Raw genomic sequence first — 18,457 nt, forward strand, 5'->3', positions numbered from 1 at the left:
AGGAACGGCGCATGGGATTCTTGGACAAGGCGAAGGACGTGTTGTCGCAGAACGCCGACAAGGTCGGGGAGGCGATCGACAAGGCCGGCGACTTCGTCGACGAAAAGACGCAGGGCAAATACTCCGACACCATCCACAAGGTGCAGGAGGAGGCCAAGAAGGCCGCCGACTCGGCCGCCAAGGGCGACCAACAGAACTGAGCGCATGGCCAAACTCTCCGGATCAATCGACGTACCCCTGGCGCCCGAAGAGGCCTGGAAGCATGCCTCCGATCTCTCCCGGTATCGGGAGTGGCTGACCATCCACCGGGTGTGGCGCAGCACGCTACCCGACCAGATCGAGAAGGGCACGGTCGTCGAGTCGATCGTCGAGGTCAAGGGCATGTACAACCGGATCCGCTGGACGGTCGTGCGCTACAAGCCGCCGGAAGGCATGACCCTCAACGGCGACGGCGTCGGCGGGGTGAAGGTCAAGCTGATGGCCAAAGTCGCGCCGAAGGACGACGGCTCCGTCGTCAGCTTCGACGTGCACCTCGGTGGGCCCGCGCTGTTCGGTCCGATCGGCATGATCGTCGCCGCGGCGCTGCGAAGCGATATCCGCGAATCCCTGGAGAACTTCGTCACCGTGTTCACCGGACCCAATCCGCGCCTGAACGGGGATCGTGGCTCCGGTCGCTAATCGCCTGGCGGATCTGCTTCGAACCACCGCCGGCGTCGACCCGCCCGTCTGCATTCGCGCGTGGGACGGAAGCGAGATCGGCCCGGACGACGGCCCGGTCCTGGTATTGCGGTCGCGGCGCGCCCTGCGCCGATTGCTGTGGCGCCCAGGCGAACTCGGCCTCGCTCGCGCCTATGTGACCGGTGACATCGATGTTGAGGGTGACCTGACCGAGGGATTGCGGCGGGCCTGGCGGCTGGCCCGATCGCGCCCCGGTACCAGCGCGACGCTTCCGCCCCAGGCTCGGGCGCTGGCGGCGCTGCACGCGGTGCGGCTGGGGGTAATCGGCCCGCCGCCCAAGGCGCCGGCCAGCGAGGCGCGGCTGTCGGGCCGGCTGCATGCCCGGCGCCGCGATCGCGCCGTCATCGCGCACCACTACGACCTGTCCAACGATTTCTACCGGCTACTGCTCGACGAGCACATGGCGTACTCGGCGGCGTATTTCACCCGTCCGGGCCAGTCGCTGCACGACGCGCAGACGGCGAAGCTGGACATGATCTGCCGCAAGCTCGACCTCAAATCGGGGATGCGGCTGCTGGACGTCGGCTGTGGTTGGGGATCGCTGATCCTGCACGCGGCGCACCGCCACGGGGTGCGCTCCGTGGGGATCACGCTGTCGGCGCAGCAGCGCGATTTCACCCTCGCCCGCGCCGCCGAGCGTGGTCTGGCCGACCGCGTCGAGGTCCGACTCCAGGACTATCGCGATCTGAGCGATGAGACGTTCGACGCGGTCGCGTCCGTCGAGATGGGCGAGCACGTGGGCGAGCGGCTATATCCCAGTTACATCGCGATCCTCGATCGCGCGCTGCGGCCCGGCGGCAGGCTGTTGCTGCAGCAGATGTCCCGGCGCGCCGATGCCGCGCCGGGCGGAGGAGCGTTCATCGAGGCCTACATCGCGCCCGACATGCACATGCGGCCGCTCTGGCAGACCCTGCGTTACCTGCAGGACGCGGGCCTGGAGATCCGTTCGGTCGCGGCGATGCGCGAGCACTACGCGCGCACCGCCGAACATTGGCTGAACACGCTGGAGAGCCGCTTCGACGAATTCGTGGCGTTGCAGGGTGAAGAGGTCGCCCGGGTGTGGCGGCTGTACCTGGCCGGCGGCGGCCTGGCCTTCGAGGAAGGCCGGATGGGTGTGGATCAGATCTTGGCAGCCAAGCCTCGATGAGTTTCCGGTTTGCCGCGAGTCGATATGTGAGAACCCGCGACCGCGGGGCACTGCGACACCTGATGGAGGAGATCGTGCCCATTCGTGACGGCGCGCCGCTGGGCGCTCCCTGCTGGATCGATTTGACGACGTCGGACCTCGACCGCGCCCAGGACTTTTACGGCACGGTGTTCGGCTGGACCTTCGAGTCCGCCGGTCCCGAGTACGGGGGATACGTCAACGCCGCCAAGGACGGCCACCCCGTGGCCGGGCTGATGGCCAACCGGCCCGAGTTCGGCGCTCCGGACAACTGGGCCACCTACTTCCACACCGCCGACGTCAACGCGACGATGGCGGCCGCGACTGCGGCGGGCGGCATGGCGTGCATGGGGCCGATGGAGATCCCCGCCAAGGGCCACATGGGCCTGGCGAGCGATCCGTCGGGCGCGGTCTTCGGGCTGTGGCAGCCGTTGGAGCACCGCGGGTTCGAGGTGATCGGTGAGGCCGGCTCCCCGGTGTGGCATCAACTGACCACCCGCGATTACCGCGCCGCGGTCGACTTCTACCGCGAGGTCTTCGGGTGGCAGACCGATCAGGTTTCCGACACAGACGAATTCCGGTACGCCACAGCGTCGTTCGGCGATCAGCAGTTGCTCGGAATGATGGATGGCAGCGGCTTCCTCCCCGAGGGGGTGCCGTCGAATTGGAGCATCTTCTTCGGGGCCGAGGATGTCGACAAGACGCTGCGCGTGATCGCCGACAACGGCGGGGCCGTGGTGCGGGGCGCCGAGGACACCCCCTACGGTCGGCTGGCCGCGGCGACCGACCCGACGGGTGTGATCTTCAACTTGTCGTCGCTGGAGAGCTAGCCGCGGTCGTCACGCCGCGTGGCGAGCGACGAGTGGTTCGAGGTCCTATTACTGTCGAAACCATGACTCGCCGCCTGCACCCCGGTTGGCTGGTGGCGTTTTTCGCCTTGTTGATCTCGGTCAGCGCGTGGATGCCGTGGCTGACGACGGCGGTCAACGGCGGCGGCTGGGCCAACGCCATCGGCGGTACCCACGGCAACCTGGAACTCCCGCGGGGGTTCGGGGCGGGGCAGCTCATCGTGTTGCTGTCCTCGACGCTGTTGGTCGCCGGGGCGATGGCGGGCCGCGGGCTGTCGGTGCGGGTCGCTTCGATTGCCGCGCTGGTTATTTCGCTGCTGCTGTTGGCGCTGACGGTGTGGTACTACAAGCTCAACGTCAACCCGCCAGTGTCCGCCGACTACGGGCTTTACGTGGGTGCGGTCAGCGGGGGTTGCGCGGTGGTCTGCTCGCTTTTCTCGGTGATCGCCGCGCTCGCGTCCGGTCGGCTTCCCCGCTGAACCTCAGGCGGGCGGGAAGTCGTGCTTGCCTGAGGCGGAACTGCCGTCGGGTTCGTTGACGCCGAACACGAAGGGCGCGAACACGACTTCGCGTCCGTCGGGGTCGCGGTAGGTGACCGCACCCGTCGCCTCCCAGTACGGGTGCTGCTCGACGGGCTCCTGCCCCGCCTGCTGCAGGCGTGCGATCGCGGCTCGCTGGGCGTGCTTGTCCGGGAAGTACAGGCACAGCTGCTCGTGACCGTCCACCGCGATGTCCTCGTCCGCCTCGACGATTTCCATCGTCAGGTTCCAGCTGGGCAGGCCGAAGATCGCGCCGTTGCTGCCGTAGCTGGCCTCGAACGTCTCGTAGAGCGGCAGCCCCACCAGCTCGCGGTAAAAGCGCACTGTCTCTTCGAAGTTCGACGAGCGCCGGGCGAAGCGAAGGGCGCCGATCGACGCCAATTCCAGTGGCCAATGCGTCGTCCGGCGCTGCTTGTGCTGGTCCACTCCTACTCCGATTCGCCGAGCCTGTAATTTTGCAGGCCGCTACTCGCACTTTTCCTGCCGTATTACAGGCTCGGTGAGCGGCCCGATCGCATCATAGCCCGATGGCGGCCGCCGCCGACTCCGCCGTGTCCCAGCGCCGCAGCTGTTCACCGGGAGCCCATGTCGAATGCGTGCCGCTGGAAATGCGTTCGGGCAGTTGAAGTTTGCACACGGGCCCGTCGCCGATCCGGGCGGCGTCGAAGATCACGCAGTAGGAGGCATCGGCGTTCATGTCGGTGGTCAGAGTGATCAGGTAGCCGTCGTCCTCGCTAGTAGATCCCACGCGTGGCGCCATCGCGGTCTCGCTGCCGTAGACACCGTCGCCGAAGGAGAATCCCTCCTGGCTGCCGGTGCGCACATCGTGTTTGACCAGCCCGTCGAACAGGAACCAGCCGGGCTTGCCGGTGGCGGCGTAGGTGTAGCGGTAATCTGTGGCGGCGTAGGCGGGGTTGATCGTGCCGAATTCGGTGATGGACTCCGACAGCCGCTCTTCCTTGACCTCGCCGGTGACCAGGTTGAAGCGCCAGCGGTGCAGCCGGGCCTGCAGGCGATCCAGCGCCAAAAAGCGAAAGAGCTTCTCCCATTTGGTTCCGCCGGTGTCGAGCGGCTGCGGATCGCCTTCGAAGAAGCCGTCGAGCACGATCTCGTCGCCGTCTTCGTAGGCGTTCGTGAAGTGCAGCACGAACGTCGGGTCCGCCTCGAACCATCGGATGTCGTCGGTGCCGCCGCGGCGCGGAATCACCGCGAAGCGCGACGGAATGTCGGGGTAGAAGCGCGGCAGGTGCACGTCGTGTCCGAGCAGCCTCGGATCCCAGAAAAGCGGGAAATCGTTGAGGATGGCGTAGTTTTCGGTGAACGCCATGTCGTGCGGCAGCCGCGGTCCGGGTAGCGGGATGTCGACGTAGTGGGCCAGGTCGTTGTTCTGGTCGACGACGCCGTAGCGCATGTACGGGTCCTGCTTGCTGTAGCTGAAGAACAACAGTTCGCCGGTCTTGTGGTCGACCTTCGGGTGCGCGGAGACACCCCAGTCGACCGGGAAGCGTCCGTTCCAGGTTTCCTTGCCGAGGGTGTTGGCCGAGTACGGGTCGATCCGGTAGAGGTCGCCGCACTGGTAGAAGCTGGTCAGCGCGATGCCGCGGTGAACGATCACGTCAGTGCTCGACGCGTCCTTCATCCGGGTGCGCGCGCCCCAGCCGTCGTCCCGCTTGGCCAATTGCACCGGCTCGGCCAGCCCCGGCCACAGCGGCTCGCCGGCCTCGTTCTCGGCCAGAAATCCGTCGGTCCGCACAAAGCGGTTGCGGTAGAACGCTTTTCCGTCGCGGAAACCGACCACATGCAGCATCCCGTCGCCGTCGAACGGGTGGTACGTCTTCAACGCCGGGTGCAGCGGGTTCTCGGTGTTGCGGAGGTAGACGCCGTCCAGGTCGCGCGGGATCTCGCCCGCTACGGCGACGAGATCGTCGGCGTCCCACTCGGTGGTCTGCGGCCGCCACGGCCCGGTCCGGTACGGGTGGTCGTCGTCCTCGGGCAGTGTGGACAGGAACTTGCCGACGATCTCAACATCCATGTCACGAGCCTTCGGTGGTGCTGACAACGAAACTGACCGTGGTGGCGGTGCTGCCGCCGAAGTTCAGGGTGCCAAAGGTTTTCGCGTCTTCGACCTGGTACTCGCCGGCCGCGCCGCTGACTTGCTTGGCCGCATCCAGCAGCATCCGCACGCCGGAAGCCCCGACGGGGTGTCCGCCGCCGATCAGGCCCCCGCTGGGGTTGATCGGCAGCCGGCCGCCGATCTCGATCTCGCCGTTTTCGATCGCCTTCCACGATTCGCCGGGACCGGTGAGCCCGATGTGGTCGATGGCCAGGTACTCGCTGGGGGTGAAGCAGTCGTGGACCTCGATCCCGTCTAGGTCGTCGAGGGTCACCCGGGCGCGGCGCAACGCGTCGAGCACCGCGGCCCGCACGTGCGGCAGCACGTAGGGATCGTCTGCGGTGCGGTCGAGTTTTTGTCGCAGGCCGAGCCCGACGGTGCGATGTCCCCAGCCGTCGATGCGGCCGATTGGGCGCGCATCGGGATGATCGCGCAGGTAGTCGTCGTTCACCAGGACCACTCCCGCGCCGCCGTCGGTCATTTGGCTGCAGTCGAAGCGCCTTAGCCGGCCCTCGGTGATCGGGTTGGTCGCGTCGTCGTCGGTGATGGGTTCAGGGACAGTCCAGCCGCGGGTCTGGGCGTTGGGGTTGCGGCGGGCGTTGGCGAAGTTGAGCTGGGCGATGGCCCGCAGATGGGTCTCGTCCAAGCCGTAGCGCCGCTCGTATTCGTCGGCGATCTGCGCGAACATCGACGGCCACAGGTAGCGCGCGCCGGCGCCCTCGTGTCCGGTCCATGCGGCGGCGCCCAGATGCTTGGCGGCGGTGTCGCCGGGCACGGTCTTTTCCAGTTCGATCCCCACCACGAGCGCGCTGTCATAGGAGCCCGAGCGCAGATCGGCCATCGCAGCCAACGCCGCCACGCTGCCGGACGCGCATGCGGCCTCGTGCCGAGCGGCCGGTGTGTCCCAGAGGTCGTCGCAGACCGTGGCCGGCATCGCGCCGAGGTGGCCCTGGCCGGCGAACATCTCGCCGAAGGCATTTCCAACGTGGACCACTCCGATGTCGGCGGCGTCCAGCTTGGCCGAGGCGAGGGTGCATTCGACGACCTCGGCGGTCAAGGCCGCGAAATCGCGGTTTTCTTTGGAGAGGTTGCGGGCGAAATCGCTTTGGTAGCCCCCGAGAATCCACACGTCTGCCGAGCCATCCATACGCCGCACGCTACTCCTGATGGCGCGGCCGAACGGCCGTATGCGAAGCGCTCAGGAGCTCAAATGCGGACCCGTCGGCTCTCGGGCTGAACCGACGGGACCTAGGTGTGCGCGTAGGCCGGCCAACACGCTCACCCGTTTGGGGCATTACCACCCCTGACGAAAGGCAAACACACGAGCCAGCCTGCGAAGCCGGGCTGCCCCTTCCGAATGCGGGCTTTCCACTGCTCAGCGAGGTGTTTGGAGGCTAGACAGCGCCTTCGACAAGGTTGGCGATTCCGGCGCGTCGGCGGCGGTGTCGGATCGATTGGGCTGCAACTCATTACGCATACTCACCTCGGGTCGCCGTCGTTGGCGGACTCGTCTACCCGGAGGTCCCGATCGGGTCCGTCGCAGGTCATAGCGGCGATATCCACCTCGCAGCGAGAAGCTGGTGCAATATCGATATTGATGACCTTGTTGTGGGAGCAGCACACCTGTCTGCCGCTGCAGACCGATGCCGACATCGACCTGCTGGGCCGATACCGGCGCGCCGGGGGAGCGCTCGTATCGGTCAACGCCGGATATGCGCCGCACAGTCTGGGCGATACGACCGCGTTGTTGCGCCACTATCGCGGCGCGGTCAAGCTGCATCCAGGCCTGGAGTTGGCGGGCAGCGTCCAGGAGGTCGACGCGATCGCCGGTAGCGGTCGCATCGCGGTTGTCTTCGACCTGGAGGACTGCGCTCCGCTCGACGGCGACCTCGACAACCTGGCCACTTTGGTCGATCTCGGGGTCCGCACGCTGCTGCCGACGTACAACCACGCCAACCGCGCCGGCAGTGGTTGCTTGGACGGCGTCGACGGTGGCCTGACCGCGTGGGGCCGCTCCCTCGTTTCCGAGATGAACAGCGCCGGAATCGTTCCGGACGGATCGCACTGCAGCACCCGCACCGGACTCGACATGTGTGAGGTTTCTCGAGGTCCGGTGATCTATAGTCATTCCTGCATGCGGGCGGTTTGGGAGCACCCGCGCAATATCACCGACGATCAAGCCCGCGCCTGTGCGGCCACCGGCGGTGTCGTCGGAATCACCGGGGTCGGCATTTTTCTCGGGCCCAACACTCCGACTCTCGAGGCCATGACCCGGCACCTTGAATACGTCATTGAATTGGTCGGTATCGATCACGTCGGTGTTAGCACCGACTTCTCGTTCGATTTCGCCGATTTCAACGAGGAACTCGCGCGCAACCCGCACTTGTTCGACGACAGCTACACCAGTTGGGGCCCAATCCAATGGATGCCGCCCGAAACCTTCCTGGGGCTCGAGGAACACCTGCGCCGGCGCGGGTGGAGTGCCGCCGACCTGCAAGCCGTCCTTGGCGGGAACTTCCGTCGGGTGGCACAACAAGCCTGGCGTAACTAACGATCATAAGAATCTTTCGCGCCTGCTCCGCCCGCCGCATTTCGGCGGTTTCGCATATGACACACACGCTTGTGCATGTGACAAATTGAGGCCAGAGTGGAATGTATGACCGAACAGAAAACAATCGAGCAGTGGCTTGAGGGCTGTGCGGTACAGCGGATCATGTTCCGCGACGGTCTGGTGCTGAATTTCGAGGATTACAACGAGCTTGTGATCACCGTACCGATGCGTCTGACGCTGCCAGCCATCGAAACCTCTCCCGCAGAAGTGGTTGCAATCGACCCGAACGACCCAGCGGACCAGGTGCGTCCGCTCTTCGATTTCGCCGGGGAAAAATGCACGGGCGCTGTCTGGTACGACACCGGAGATCTCCATCTGGAGTTCGCCGACGGTCACAAGATCGACGTGCCGCCCAATGAAAACGTCGCCGCGTGGGAGCTGTATGGCAAGTACCACGGTTACGCCGCCTGCCTGCCGAACGGTGAGATGCGGGTGGTGCGCTATGACGTGGCCGAAACCGGCCGCGCCGAGTGAGCTGACGAGCGGCGCGAGCTGGGCCTAGGCGAAACCGGTTGCGGCGCAGTCTTTCTGTGCGCTTCGGGAGCCGATACCGTGTACGTCATGCCTCGGGTGGACTACGTCATCCAATATGTCGAATCGCTCGGACGCTCAGTGGCGTTTTACCGCGACGTGATAGGGCTCAAGACACGGATCGAGGGTGACGGCTACGTCGAGTTCGAGATGGCGAACACCAAGTTCTCGCTTTTCGAGCGGTCCAAGCTTCCGGAACTCATCGGCCGCGAGGGTGGCAACCCGCCATGCGGCGAGATCGGTTTCCTGATCGACGACGTAGACCAGGAAGCGGAGCGGTTGAAAGGCCTCGGTGTCGAGATCCTCAGCGGACCGGTGGACCGGCCATGGCGCGAGAGGACGCTGCACATCGCCGACCCGGACGGCAACATCATTGAATTCGCGCAGAAGCTGCGATAACCCCGGGTCACCAAAGGTTGGTCATAACGCACTGCACTTCTGCAGTGGCGTCGTGCGGCTTGACTCCCATGGCCGTTAATCTCTGGGCTACTTCGGCAGGGGATAAAGCGCCATTGAGATTGAACTCAATAATGTTGATCGTGGGCGACCAGTCATCTGCGTTTTGCTTCGGCGGAACCCCCGCGCGGTCTATGCAACGAAGGTAGCCGTCCCCGCCCATGCCCAGGTCAGCGCGAGCAGCCGGCGCTCCCAGTACCACCGATGCGATGAACGGGACGGCGACGGCTACGCCGGCCGCCGCAGCGACGTACGTGTTTGTGTGCGCAACGGGCGCGCGACCGCCGTCCCCGGCAGCCACCCCGCGCGCGCGATCGCGATGAAACCTAGTTCGATCTGTTGTTACCCCCGAATTGCGTGACACGGCGGTCCAGTACCCGCAATTTCTAATTATGAAACCGGGTTTTGCCAATCATTTTCTTATTAAACTTTCGTCTAAGTCATTAATTATTTTACTTTCGTCTAAGTCAATAAACTCGGCCTTTTTCGGCAATAAATAGCTAGGGAAGGTCCTTCGCTGAACGGCCGCGCGACGGGCTAACCAGCAGGGCGCTGAGGATTAGTCCGCCGGCCACAGCTAGAGGGATGCTCCAGGCGCGACGCGCCGCTATGGCGCTGCCGCATCGATCGACGAAATGGGTTCCGGTCGAGTCCGCGGTCATGGCCTGGCCTAATGCGTTGTGAAGCCCGCTGCCGCAATTGATTTGGAAACCCCACTGGTCGAAGTCGCCGAGGAATACCGGGGAGCGAAGCGCGAACAGACCGCCGATCAGCAACAAAAGGCCAACCGCGACGATGACCACGCGTCGAGTAGACACATTTGCCTCTGCGTGTGGCGTCGCTGATTTTGCGCCCACTAGCCAGGAACTTGGATCCATCGTTCGCCCGGTCTCAGAGGGATCGAGGAAGTCCAAGCGCGGTGGATAGTGCCGCGGCGGGCGGAGATCTCGCGGTGAAAACCTGACTGCGGGCCTCGTCGCGGGAACAGTTGGGATAACGCCGTCCCGCGAAGGAATGGGCCGCAATGGCACGGCGCCTGCCGTTCGACCGGGTTCGTGGTCGGCGGTGACGTCCGGCGCCAGTGACGGACTGACCTCGACTTCTTCTTCGGATGTGTTGGTTCGTGTGTCGGCTATTACGGACATTTGGGTCCTCCTTGATCGGCCGTCTTCGCAGCACCGGCGGTTCCTAGCTCGGGCGGCTACAACCACCCCGGATGCTACCTATTTTCGAAGTATGCAACATCATTTGTAAGTAATCAAGGATTTCCGGTAGTATCGTCCTCGTGTGGACCGTAAGGTGGGATCGGTGACACGTCGCAGCTATAGCCAGTACTGCGGGCTTGCCCGGGCACTCGACCTGGTGGGCGAGCGGTGGATGCTGTTGATCGTGCGCGATCTGGCGATACGCCCGCGCCGGTTCGGTGAGATCCTCGACGGCTTGCCGGGTTTGGGCACCAGCCTGCTGTCCGAGCGGCTGAAAAACCTCGAGGACGACGGGATCATCGAGCGGGCGATCAGCGGCAAAGGCCGGGGTGGCGTCGTGTATCGCCTCACCGCCCGAGGAAAAGCCTTAGCCCGTGCCCTTCAACCGTTGGCAGCCTGGGGCGCAATGTTTCTGGACCCAACCAAGGCCGACACGTTTTCGCCCGATTGGCTGTTCTTCGCGATCCGGTCCGCCTTCCATCCCGAAGCCGCCGCAGGAGTTCACGGCTGCTACGAGTTTTGCGTGGACAACGAAATTACGTTCTGGATCACCGTCGACGACGGCGACATCCAAATAACCCAAAAGCGTCCGCGGAAGCCGGATTTCACTCTCGAGGTGGCACTTTCGGACCTCGGGGGCATCGCTTCGGGTCAACTCAAACCCAAAGATCTCTTCGAGCAAGGGCGGGCAACGCTCCGCGGCGACCGCCACGCCGCCGATCGCGCACTCGCACTCTTCGGCGCCGGTCGAACCCCGTCCGCCAAGGTGTCGAGTGAGCTCCCGCAACATCAATAGGGAGGTTCGACGTGCCGTTCATTGAGATGTATGTCCCGGAGGGCCTGCTCGACGATGAGACCAAGCAAACCCTCCACAACAACGTCAGCCGCCAGGTGCTCGAGGCCGAGGGCGCAACCTACGACGAATCGCCCTTGGCCCAGGCGATCACCTGGATGCTGATCCACGAAATGCCGGAGGGCAGCTGGTCGGTCGGCAGCCAGGTGCAGTCAAGGAGCGACGAGCCACGCGTTCTCACTCGGATAAGCGTGCCGCATGGGTCGATGGATGACGCGCGCCGGGCGGATATCGCGATGCGGGTGAACCGAGAGCTCGTCGACGCGCTCGGGGACCAGTTCACCGATCCGACGAAAAGCTTCTGTCTTATCTCGGAGCAGACGTTCAGCGGCGGTGGAATCGTGGTCAGCTTCGACGATCTCGTCCAGTGGCTCGGGCTGCCGCACTTGGCGGACCGCGACCAACCTGCGGCCGCGTCCGCTCCTGCCGGAGCTCGCGGCTGATCTGGGTGCCCCTGACGGGACTGGATTGACATCGCGTCCCGTTACTCGCCAAGCTCGATCGGCTCGGAGGCGCGAGCACGCTCAGGCCCGGTTCTCGACAGGGTTGTCGGGTGCTTCTTGACGCGATGACCGCAGTTAATGAGGCCCACCGTCGTGGTTTCGGGGCTGGGGCGATCCCTGCGTCGGTGCACAGGCCGGCTCTGGCAGATCCAAATCTGCTTTGTTGAGGCGATAGATCTCCAGCGTGAGGTTGTAGTACTTGTCGGTCTCGCCAACCCATTCCATGCCCACTCGCCGCGCTGTGGCGGCCCCGCGATGATTGCCTGGCCGCACGACAGCGAAGATCTCACTGACACCGACAGTAGTGAACGCTTGATGGGCCACCGCGTGACCGGCTTCCGCGCCGTAGCCGTGACCCCATAGCGTCGGTGCAACCTGCCATCCGATCTCGAGATCGGCGCAGCCGGGTGGAAGTGGAAGGAGTGCCACTCCGCCGACCAGATCGCCAGAGTCTCGATTGGTGATCGCCCATCGGCCCTGGGGCAGTCCGGCTGCGTCGCTCTGGGCTATCCATGCGCGCAAAAGTTGGCGCATGTGCGCGTGGTCGGGTATCAACGGCAGTGCCGGACATAGCCAACGCGAAACCTCCGGCGCTCCATAGATCCCAAACGCGGCGAGGTCGTCGTCGATTTGCCACGGGCGCAACAGAAGCCGGGTTGTCAGAATGCGTCGCGTACCAGGGTCCCATTCGACGTGGTGATGCTCAACCATGTCGCCGCCTGGAACGTGCACACGAACTGGGACTAGTCACCCAAATTTTAGGGCCCCCTGATCATTACGAATTGATGCCGTTGGCCAACGCCTATGGGGCCATCCCAGAGTTGGAAAGCCTCTCACGTCAGAACCTTCTGCTCGGGTCACCAGGGCTTACCGGCTCAAGACATGGTAGAAGGTGACATGGGGCTTGCCGCCCTCGGCGAACTGGGCCAGGGCTTCCACGCTGAGCGCGAAATGATCGGTTTGGACGTGAAGGTCGAGACCGTGCTGATTGCGGAATCGCTGATAAAGCGCGAAATGTCCTGGCCTATCGCGATCTTCGTGGAGCCGAAAGGTGCTAACGCCTCCTTCCGCCAGCGACTGAGGGATTAACTGAGCAAGCGCATGCCGCAGGTCGTCCCTCCTGCCTGGCAAAGCCGTGGCTTCGGCTATCAGCACAACTTCTTCATCTGAGCCGTACATGGTTGACGCTCCTTCACCGTCAATGCTGTGAGCAATCACGGTATCGAGTAACTACCTGGCGGCGCCGTCATACGTGTACCGCAGCGGCGCATCTGATGGCTGAGTCGCCTGCGCTTCGAACGACATTCGCTACTGCTTTCGTTCTCGTCCCTTGTTCTGAGTATTCAACCCACTTTCCAGGGCGAGCATACACACTCGGTGGTCGCGGCCGAGACGAATTATCAACTGCGCGTGCGCAACTGAGCAAAGTAGCGCTCTTGTCTACCGGTTCCCCCATCCCGGGTGATGTCGGAAGGTGCGCTGCTCACGGCGTGATCGACAACGGAATTCAAGAGGGCACCGCGTATCGGGACATGGCCCGGACCCATTAGAACTCACCCGGGTGAAACAACGCTGGGGTGATGACGGCTCACCCAGCCGGACAGCAGACTGATGACAGTTCAAACGTCGACATGCGCGCGGTATGTCGTCGCCAAGGCTACAAGTCTTCTTGCCCGGGCAAAGGCGGTAATGGCCCAGCAGGAGTCGTCGAGAATGATTAGCAGAAGGGTCTCACCATGCACTTCGATTCAAAGAAGGTCATCGTCGTCGGCGGCAGCGCCGGTATGGGCCGGCAAGTCGCGGTTGATATCGTGCGCCACGGTGGCAGCGCGGTGATCGTCGGCCGGTCAAAAGACCGTGTCGATGACACCGTGACCGAACTGACCGGCGGGGGTGGCGAAGCCTGGGGGATCACTGCCGAGTTGACGGATCGCGCGGCGGTCGCGGATGTGCAGCGTGCGCTTTCCGAGGATCACGGCGATGCGACACTATTGGTCAATGCGGCCGGATTCTTTGTTCCCAAGCCTTTTCTCGAGTACGACGCGCTGACCTATGACTCATACATGGAGCTCAACTATGCCTTGTTCTTCCTGACGCAGACCGTTGTTGCGAGCATGATCGCCAACGGCGAGGGCGGAGCAATCGTCAACATCGGCAGCATGTGGGCACATCAGGCGATCGGTCTGACGCCATCGTCGGGATACTCGATGCAAAAGGCGGGCCTGCATGCGCTGACCCATAATCTCGCCATCGAGCTCGCCGCGCATCAGATTCGGGTCAACGCGGTCGCGCCGGCCGTAGTAAAGACCCCGCTCTACGAGGGGTTCATTCCGAAGGACGAGATCGACGCCACCTTGGCCACATTCGCGCCACTTCATCCACTCGGACGAGTCGGCACACCGGCGGACGTGGCCAACGCCGTGATGTATCTGCTTTCTGATGAGGCCAGTTGGGTTACCGGCGCGATTCTCAACGTCGACGGCGGAATCATGGCTGGCCGCAATTAACCCGACCTACCGAAACGATAAGGGCACGACCATAAAGTCTGCGAACGAAGGAGACCAGGTGTCACACCAATACAGCAAGAACCCTACCGCGGTCGACGCGCTGACCCCCCGGCAATACCACGTCACCCAGGAGAACGGCACGGAGCCCCCGTTCACCGGCGAGTATTGCGACAACCATGAACCCGGTATCTACGTTGACATAGTTTCTGGCGAACCGCTTTTCGCCTCGGTGAACAAGTTCGACAGCGGAAGTGGCTGGCCCAGCTTCACCCAGCCCATCGACGCGGATGGCGTTGTTGAGAGGCGGGACCGCAGCCACTTCATGGAGCGAGTCGAGGTGCGGTCAGCCCACGCCGATAGCCATCTGGGACATGTATTCCCGGACGGCCCTCCAGAAGCCGGCGGGTTGCGCTACTGCATCAACTCGGCATCGCTGCGATTCATCCATCGCGATGATCTGGAGACCCAGGGCTATGGGCAATATCTGCGATTGTTCACGAAAGATGTATCAGAGCAGCTCGAAAGCGACGGCCAGCAGAAATCATGACCGAGCACAACAAGATCGCGGTTCTCGCCGGCGGGTGCTTTTGGGGCATGGAAGACCTGTTCCGCAGGCAGCCCGGAGTGGTGTCCACCCGCGTCGGCTACACCGGTGGCAGCAATACACATCCCACCTATCGCAATCACCCCGGCCACGCCGAGGCACTCGAAATCACTTACGACCCAGACGAGACCGATTACCGGGCACTGCTGGAATTCTTTTTCCAGATCCACGACCCGACCACCAAGAACCGTCAGGGAAACGATGTCGGAACCAGTTACCGGTCAGCAATTTTCTATCTTGATGACGAGCAAAAGAATATTGCATTGCACACCATCGCCGACATCGAGGATTCAGGGCGGTGGCCCGCCACAGTTGTCACAGAGGTCAACCCGGCCGGCGAGTTTTGGGAAGCCGAACTCGAGCACCAGAACTACTTGCAGCGCTACCCATCCGGCTACACCTGCCACTACGTACGCCCCGAGTGGACGTTACCCAACCGAGGCGACGGTGTCGGCGCGGGGGCAGCGGCGGCAGAGCATGCCGAGCCCACTCAATAACGACATGGGCCCGGTGACACAGCACAGCGTCCCGACAACCCCGCCCGATTGGCAGTTGCTGTTGAGCGGGTTCGCGCCGCTGGTGCTCTACGCCGCCGCATGTGTCGCAGGATGGGTTCTACCGCGGCCCAGCGAACGGCGAGCGGCGGTGACGGAATGACTCAGAACCCGAATCTGGCTGCGCTGTCGGCAGCGGGGGTGTCGGTCTGGCTGGATGATCTGTCTCGGACACTGCTGCATTCCGGCAAGCTGCGGCAACTGATCGACACAAGAAGCGTTGTCGGCGTGACCACCAACCCGTCTACCTTTGAGCGCGCACTCACACACGGCCGCGCCTACGACGGCCAGATCGCCGAGCTGACGGGTCGCGGTACCGACATCGACACCGCGGTCCGCACGGCGATCACCGATGACGTCCGGGCGGCCTGCGATGTGCTGCGCCCTCAGTGGGAGACCTCCGACGGCGTCGACGGAAGAGTGTCCATTGAAGTGGACCCGTCGCTGGCGCACGACACCGATGCGACAGTCACGCAGGCCGTGGAGCTGGCCAAGATCGTCGACCGACCTAACGTCTTTATCAAAATACCGGCCACCGCTGCGGGGCTGCCCGCAATCACGGCGGCGCTGGCCAGAGGTGTTTCTGTCAACGTGACGCTGATTTTTTCCGCCGAACGTCACCGGGCGGTGATGAATGCCTACTTGGCCGGTATCGAAGCCGCCCGGCACGCGGGCGCTGACCTTTCCCAAATCCATTCGGTCGCATCACTGTTCGTGTCCCGGGTGGATAACGAAGTCGACAAGCGACTCGAGGCGATCGGCACCGATGAGGCACTCACGCTGCGGGGGCAGGCCGGCCTCGCCAATGCACGATTGGCCTACGCGGCCTACCAGCAGGTCTTCGAAGCCGAGCCACGCTACACCGTACTGCGCGCGGCCGGTGCTCGCGTGCAACGCCTGCTATGGGCCTCCACCGGAGTAAAAAACACCGCTTACCCCGACACGATGTATGTCACCGAACTGGTGGCACCAAACACGGTTAGCACCATTCCCGAGCCGACACTGGAGGCGGTGGCCGACCACGGCGTCATCGTGGGCGACACCGTGACCGGCACGGCGGTGCAGGCGCAGGAAGTGTTCGACCGGCTGACGGCGGTCGGTATCGATCTGTCCAACGTTTTTGATGTGCTCGAACACGACGGGGTGTCCAAGTTCGCGGCGTCCTGGTCGCGCGCACTTCAACGCTAAACACTTCGTGACACTACAGCTTTCATGCATCTAGGAGACCGATCAAATGTCTACGGCGGCGCCCCCGTTGGAGGGGCTTTGCCACTCGCACAGAGTCAGCTCGTAATATATTGCAGTTAAGCCTCTTCCAATGCCTCGCCGAATGATTGAAGGGCCTTGTTATTTTGTCCGTTGACAAGCGTGTGACCCACCACCAACACAACGACGACGGGCCATTCCACGATCCCAAATACCGCCATCGCACCGACGCCGGCATAAAACGCCAGATGTTCCAGTGGCGGCAGAGTCAGGCTGACACACCTGGGCGGCGACGCGGAAACCTTAGACGCACGTTGAACTCTCGCCTTACTCATCAGATATCCTGATCTACCAAACGAGTCGCATGAACTCGATATCCGTGCCCGTTTCCTCCATGCGGGCCTTGCCGGCCGTCCTGGCCGCGTGGTCGGCTCGCGAGTCGGATAGTAAATCCCGCAGTTGTTTCCGTCCGCGATTGAGCCTCGAACCTACGGTTCCTTGCCGGGTGTCCATCATGTCGGCGATCTCCCGATAGGAGTATCCCGCAATGTCGGCAAGATACACGACGATGCGAAACTGCTCGGGCAAGAGCATCATTGCAGCCTTGAGATAGGGGTTTGGCAGCATTTCGAGCGCTTGGTCTTCGGCTGACCGTAGGCCCCCAGGCATGCGTGAGGCACTGGTCACTAGCTGTCGATCGGTAATCTCACAAGTCAGATGCTTTGCGGGACGGCGCTTTTGCTTGCGATAGCTGCTGATAAAGGTGTTGGTCATGATCCGTCGCAGCCATGCTTTGAGGTTCGTTCCAGGCTCGAATGCGCGGAGCCCGGCATAAGCGTTGAGCACTGTTTCTTGCACCAGGTCCTCCGCATCCGCTCGATTGGAGGTCATCCGAAGAGCTTGCCGATAGAGAGGTTCAAGGAGCGGGATGACCGCGCTTTCAAATTGAGCGCTCAACGAGCCGTCCGGTACCGTTCCCTCTTGGGCCGATTCTCGCCTCACACAGCTATCACCGCAGGTACGGTATTTGCTTGCCTCCACAGGACCCTCCGCTCGCCATTCTGGTGCTAGCATCCACCGCCGCGGGGTGAGTGGTCATCACCCGCTGCGGCAATTCGTCCGGGTGAGTGCAGTGCCCGCGGCAGCCACCACATCCGGTCGGCCGTCGCGGCTCTCACTACTTCTGTAGTGCGCCTTTGATGACGAAAACTCTTGGGGTCAAGGCGAATAATTCGCCGCGATCTCACCGAGCGAGGCGTCGATCTGTTCAACCGGCGCGTCGTTGAAGAGCACCATCCACGAACTCAACACCGAATAGCTCGTGCATCGACTGCCAGTGAACTTGCCGCCGACCCGATCGACCGGTCTTGACACTTCGTCTGTCGTGCACCACCCGGGTGAGTGACGGAGGTGGGCGACGACAGTTCACCCCTCTGCACGCCATGATCAAAACGTCTACGGCTACGCAGCTGTGTCCGGTTGTCTCAGCAGAGCAGCGGGCCTGGTAGCGCGAATAAGACCTTGCAGATACGGAATGGAGACGGCGCTGATGGGGATTTCTGAATTCGATGATGTGGAGGCCCATTTGCTCGAACCAGAAGAAAGCCTGGACTCAGAACAGACTGGCATCGACCTCGACGAAGGCTACTCACCCCCAGAACGCCCGCGTGAACTGCAGGCGTGGGGTCTCACCGCGAGGGAAGCACGCACCCACGAAAGTCTGACGCGCCGACTTGCCCGTGAGGTGCCCGACGTGACCGACCAGTGGGATGGCGACGGAATCGGTGATACCGCCGACAGCGATGGTGAGCGAATCGACGATCAGGTCGGCGACAAGCGCGCAGGTCGGCTCGTCGCCTTCGACGTCGACCCTACGGATCCAGGTACGGATTACCTTGCCCACGACGTCGGCGTTGACGGCGGCGCTGCCTCGGCTGAGGAAGCCGCCATGCATATCGTCGTCGATGAAGACACCAGCGCCGGTGAGGGATGGCGTCTTTGATGGCCCGTGCTCCGGCCAGTCG

At 63.3% G+C, this 18,457-nt stretch carries 23 protein-coding genes; 15 read left to right on the forward strand and 8 right to left on the reverse strand.

Translation table 11 applies throughout. The annotated features are described in order from the left end of the window. The first annotated feature begins 11 nt into the window (after positions 1–11). The 5 genes from A5747_RS23295 to A5747_RS23315 all read left to right on the forward strand — a co-directional run bounded on the left by A5747_RS23295 (position 12) and on the right by A5747_RS23315 (position 3,230). Complete coding sequence (locus A5747_RS23295; RefSeq protein ID WP_076128721.1) at positions 12–200, forward strand: antitoxin; 189 nt, start codon at positions 12–14, stop codon at positions 198–200. 4 nt (positions 201–204) lie between these two features. Continuing rightward, entirely contained in the window at positions 205–678 is a 474-nt protein-coding gene (locus A5747_RS23300) for an SRPBCC family protein (RefSeq protein ID WP_076128723.1), read from the forward strand. Continuing rightward, positions 662–1,885: a cyclopropane-fatty-acyl-phospholipid synthase family protein gene (locus A5747_RS23305; RefSeq protein ID WP_083700601.1), complete on the forward strand. Its 1,224-nt coding sequence runs from the start codon at positions 662–664 to the stop codon at positions 1,883–1,885. Before A5747_RS23300 ends, A5747_RS23305 begins: the two co-directional genes overlap by 17 nt. Positions 1,886–1,959: 74 nt before the next feature. Continuing rightward, positions 1,960–2,733, forward strand: coding sequence for a VOC family protein (locus A5747_RS23310; protein WP_076128814.1), 774 nt, complete (start codon positions 1,960–1,962; stop codon positions 2,731–2,733). Positions 2,734–2,795: 62 nt separating this feature from the next. Next, positions 2,796–3,230 (forward strand): hypothetical protein, encoded by a 435-nt coding sequence (locus A5747_RS23315; protein ID WP_076128724.1) that lies wholly within the window; start codon positions 2,796–2,798, stop codon positions 3,228–3,230. 3 nt (positions 3,231–3,233) lie between these two features. Here A5747_RS23315 and A5747_RS23320 read toward each other — a convergent pair whose 3' ends face one another. The 3 genes from A5747_RS23320 to A5747_RS23330 form a co-directional block, all read right to left on the reverse strand. After that, positions 3,234–3,716, reverse strand: a complete 483-nt coding sequence (locus A5747_RS23320) for a VOC family protein (protein WP_076128726.1) — start codon at positions 3,714–3,716, stop codon at positions 3,234–3,236. A 91-nt stretch (positions 3,717–3,807) separates the two neighbouring features. Further along, entirely contained in the window at positions 3,808–5,322 is a 1,515-nt protein-coding gene (locus A5747_RS23325) for a carotenoid oxygenase family protein (RefSeq protein ID WP_076128727.1), read from the reverse strand. Position 5,323: 1 nt separating this feature from the next. Next, the gene (locus tag A5747_RS23330) at positions 5,324–6,550 is read right to left on the reverse strand and encodes an acetyl-CoA acetyltransferase (RefSeq protein ID WP_076128729.1); all 1,227 of its coding nucleotides are present in this window, start codon (positions 6,548–6,550) and stop codon (positions 5,324–5,326) included. A gap of 450 nt (positions 6,551–7,000) precedes the next feature. On the opposite strand from A5747_RS23330, the gene A5747_RS23335 reads away from it, so the two are divergent. From A5747_RS23335 to A5747_RS23345, 3 genes are all read left to right on the forward strand, one after another. Continuing rightward, positions 7,001–7,954, forward strand: a complete 954-nt coding sequence (locus A5747_RS23335) for a dipeptidase (RefSeq protein WP_076128730.1) — start codon at positions 7,001–7,003, stop codon at positions 7,952–7,954. Positions 7,955–8,059: 105 nt separating this feature from the next. Further along, positions 8,060–8,488: a DUF6188 family protein gene (locus tag A5747_RS23340; protein WP_076128732.1), complete on the forward strand. Its 429-nt coding sequence runs from the start codon at positions 8,060–8,062 to the stop codon at positions 8,486–8,488. A gap of 87 nt (positions 8,489–8,575) precedes the next feature. Beyond that, positions 8,576–8,944: a VOC family protein gene (locus A5747_RS23345; protein ID WP_076128734.1), complete on the forward strand. Its 369-nt coding sequence runs from the start codon at positions 8,576–8,578 to the stop codon at positions 8,942–8,944. A gap of 557 nt (positions 8,945–9,501) precedes the next feature. Here the strand turns inward: A5747_RS23345 and A5747_RS23355 are convergent. Continuing rightward, complete coding sequence (locus A5747_RS23355) at positions 9,502–9,804, reverse strand: hypothetical protein (protein ID WP_233148124.1); 303 nt, start codon at positions 9,802–9,804, stop codon at positions 9,502–9,504. A gap of 505 nt (positions 9,805–10,309) precedes the next feature. Here A5747_RS23355 and A5747_RS23360 point away from each other — a divergent pair. After that, positions 10,310–11,002, forward strand: a complete 693-nt coding sequence (locus A5747_RS23360) for a winged helix-turn-helix transcriptional regulator (RefSeq protein ID WP_142245706.1) — start codon at positions 10,310–10,312, stop codon at positions 11,000–11,002. A gap of 11 nt (positions 11,003–11,013) precedes the next feature. Beyond that, a complete protein-coding gene (locus A5747_RS23365) occupies positions 11,014–11,502 on the forward strand; it encodes a hypothetical protein (RefSeq protein ID WP_076128740.1) in 489 nt (162 codons plus the stop codon). A 135-nt stretch (positions 11,503–11,637) separates the two neighbouring features. Here A5747_RS23365 and A5747_RS23370 read toward each other — a convergent pair whose 3' ends face one another. Together A5747_RS23370 and A5747_RS25830 are read right to left on the reverse strand one after the other, a co-directional pair. After that, positions 11,638–12,273, reverse strand: a complete 636-nt coding sequence (locus A5747_RS23370; RefSeq protein ID WP_076128742.1) for a GNAT family N-acetyltransferase — start codon at positions 12,271–12,273, stop codon at positions 11,638–11,640. Positions 12,274–12,429: 156 nt separating this feature from the next. Further along, the gene (locus A5747_RS25830) at positions 12,430–12,741 is read right to left on the reverse strand and encodes an antibiotic biosynthesis monooxygenase (RefSeq protein ID WP_076128744.1); all 312 of its coding nucleotides are present in this window, start codon (positions 12,739–12,741) and stop codon (positions 12,430–12,432) included. A gap of 557 nt (positions 12,742–13,298) precedes the next feature. Between A5747_RS25830 and A5747_RS23380 the strand changes: the two genes are divergently transcribed. The 4 genes from A5747_RS23380 to tal all read left to right on the forward strand — a co-directional run bounded on the left by A5747_RS23380 (position 13,299) and on the right by tal (position 16,415). Further along, a complete protein-coding gene (locus A5747_RS23380) occupies positions 13,299–14,069 on the forward strand; it encodes an SDR family NAD(P)-dependent oxidoreductase (protein ID WP_076128747.1) in 771 nt (256 codons plus the stop codon). A gap of 58 nt (positions 14,070–14,127) precedes the next feature. Continuing rightward, the gene (msrB, locus tag A5747_RS23385; protein WP_076128749.1) at positions 14,128–14,616 is read left to right on the forward strand and encodes a peptide-methionine (R)-S-oxide reductase MsrB; all 489 of its coding nucleotides are present in this window, start codon (positions 14,128–14,130) and stop codon (positions 14,614–14,616) included. Continuing rightward, entirely contained in the window at positions 14,613–15,170 is a 558-nt protein-coding gene (gene msrA, locus A5747_RS23390) for a peptide-methionine (S)-S-oxide reductase MsrA (RefSeq protein WP_076128752.1), read from the forward strand. The genes msrB and msrA overlap by 4 nt, the downstream gene beginning before the upstream one ends. Before the next feature lie 156 nt (positions 15,171–15,326). Further along, positions 15,327–16,415: a transaldolase gene (tal, locus tag A5747_RS23395; protein ID WP_076128754.1), complete on the forward strand. Its 1,089-nt coding sequence runs from the start codon at positions 15,327–15,329 to the stop codon at positions 16,413–16,415. Positions 16,416–16,531: 116 nt separating this feature from the next. Here tal and A5747_RS24990 read toward each other — a convergent pair whose 3' ends face one another. Then, positions 16,532–16,768 (reverse strand): hypothetical protein, encoded by a 237-nt coding sequence (locus A5747_RS24990; protein ID WP_076128756.1) that lies wholly within the window; start codon positions 16,766–16,768, stop codon positions 16,532–16,534. Positions 16,769–16,781: 13 nt separating this feature from the next. Further along, positions 16,782–17,474, reverse strand: coding sequence for a sigma-70 family RNA polymerase sigma factor (locus A5747_RS23405; protein WP_369805183.1), 693 nt, complete (start codon positions 17,472–17,474; stop codon positions 16,782–16,784). Between the two features lie 493 nt (positions 17,475–17,967). Between A5747_RS23405 and A5747_RS23410 the strand changes: the two genes are divergently transcribed. Next, entirely contained in the window at positions 17,968–18,435 is a 468-nt protein-coding gene (locus A5747_RS23410) for a DUF5709 domain-containing protein (RefSeq protein WP_083700604.1), read from the forward strand. Positions 18,436–18,457: the final 22 nt, after the last annotated feature.

It is taken from the genome of Mycobacterium sp. IS-836, from assembly GCF_001954275.1.
Lineage (GTDB): Bacteria > Actinomycetota > Actinomycetes > Mycobacteriales > Mycobacteriaceae > Mycobacterium.

Excerpts from the sequence above, each read along its gene's own strand:
- A5747_RS23295 (WP_076128721.1), top strand. The coding sequence starts at position 12 with ATGGGATTCTTGGACAAGGCGAAGGACGTGTTGTCGCAGAACGCCGAC.
- A5747_RS23300 (WP_076128723.1), top strand. The coding sequence starts at position 205 with ATGGCCAAACTCTCCGGATCAATCGACGTACCCCTGGCGCCCGAAGAG.
- A5747_RS23315 (WP_076128724.1), top strand. The coding sequence starts at position 2,796 with ATGACTCGCCGCCTGCACCCCGGTTGGCTGGTGGCGTTTTTCGCCTTG.
- A5747_RS23325 (WP_076128727.1), bottom strand. The coding sequence starts at position 5,322 with ATGGATGTTGAGATCGTCGGCAAGTTCCTGTCCACACTGCCCGAGGAC.
- A5747_RS23330 (WP_076128729.1), bottom strand. The coding sequence starts at position 6,550 with ATGGATGGCTCGGCAGACGTGTGGATTCTCGGGGGCTACCAAAGCGAT.
- A5747_RS23335 (WP_076128730.1), top strand. The coding sequence starts at position 7,001 with ATGACCTTGTTGTGGGAGCAGCACACCTGTCTGCCGCTGCAGACCGAT.
- A5747_RS23340 (WP_076128732.1), top strand. The coding sequence starts at position 8,060 with ATGACCGAACAGAAAACAATCGAGCAGTGGCTTGAGGGCTGTGCGGTA.
- A5747_RS23345 (WP_076128734.1), top strand. The coding sequence starts at position 8,576 with ATGCCTCGGGTGGACTACGTCATCCAATATGTCGAATCGCTCGGACGC.
- A5747_RS23370 (WP_076128742.1), bottom strand. The coding sequence starts at position 12,273 with ATGGTTGAGCATCACCACGTCGAATGGGACCCTGGTACGCGACGCATT.
- A5747_RS25830 (WP_076128744.1), bottom strand. The coding sequence starts at position 12,741 with ATGTACGGCTCAGATGAAGAAGTTGTGCTGATAGCCGAAGCCACGGCT.
- A5747_RS23380 (WP_076128747.1), top strand. The coding sequence starts at position 13,299 with ATGCACTTCGATTCAAAGAAGGTCATCGTCGTCGGCGGCAGCGCCGGT.
- msrA (WP_076128752.1), top strand. The coding sequence starts at position 14,613 with ATGACCGAGCACAACAAGATCGCGGTTCTCGCCGGCGGGTGCTTTTGG.
- tal (WP_076128754.1), top strand. The coding sequence starts at position 15,327 with ATGACTCAGAACCCGAATCTGGCTGCGCTGTCGGCAGCGGGGGTGTCG.
- A5747_RS24990 (WP_076128756.1), bottom strand. The coding sequence starts at position 16,768 with ATGAGTAAGGCGAGAGTTCAACGTGCGTCTAAGGTTTCCGCGTCGCCG.
- A5747_RS23410 (WP_083700604.1), top strand. The coding sequence starts at position 17,968 with ATGGAGACGGCGCTGATGGGGATTTCTGAATTCGATGATGTGGAGGCC.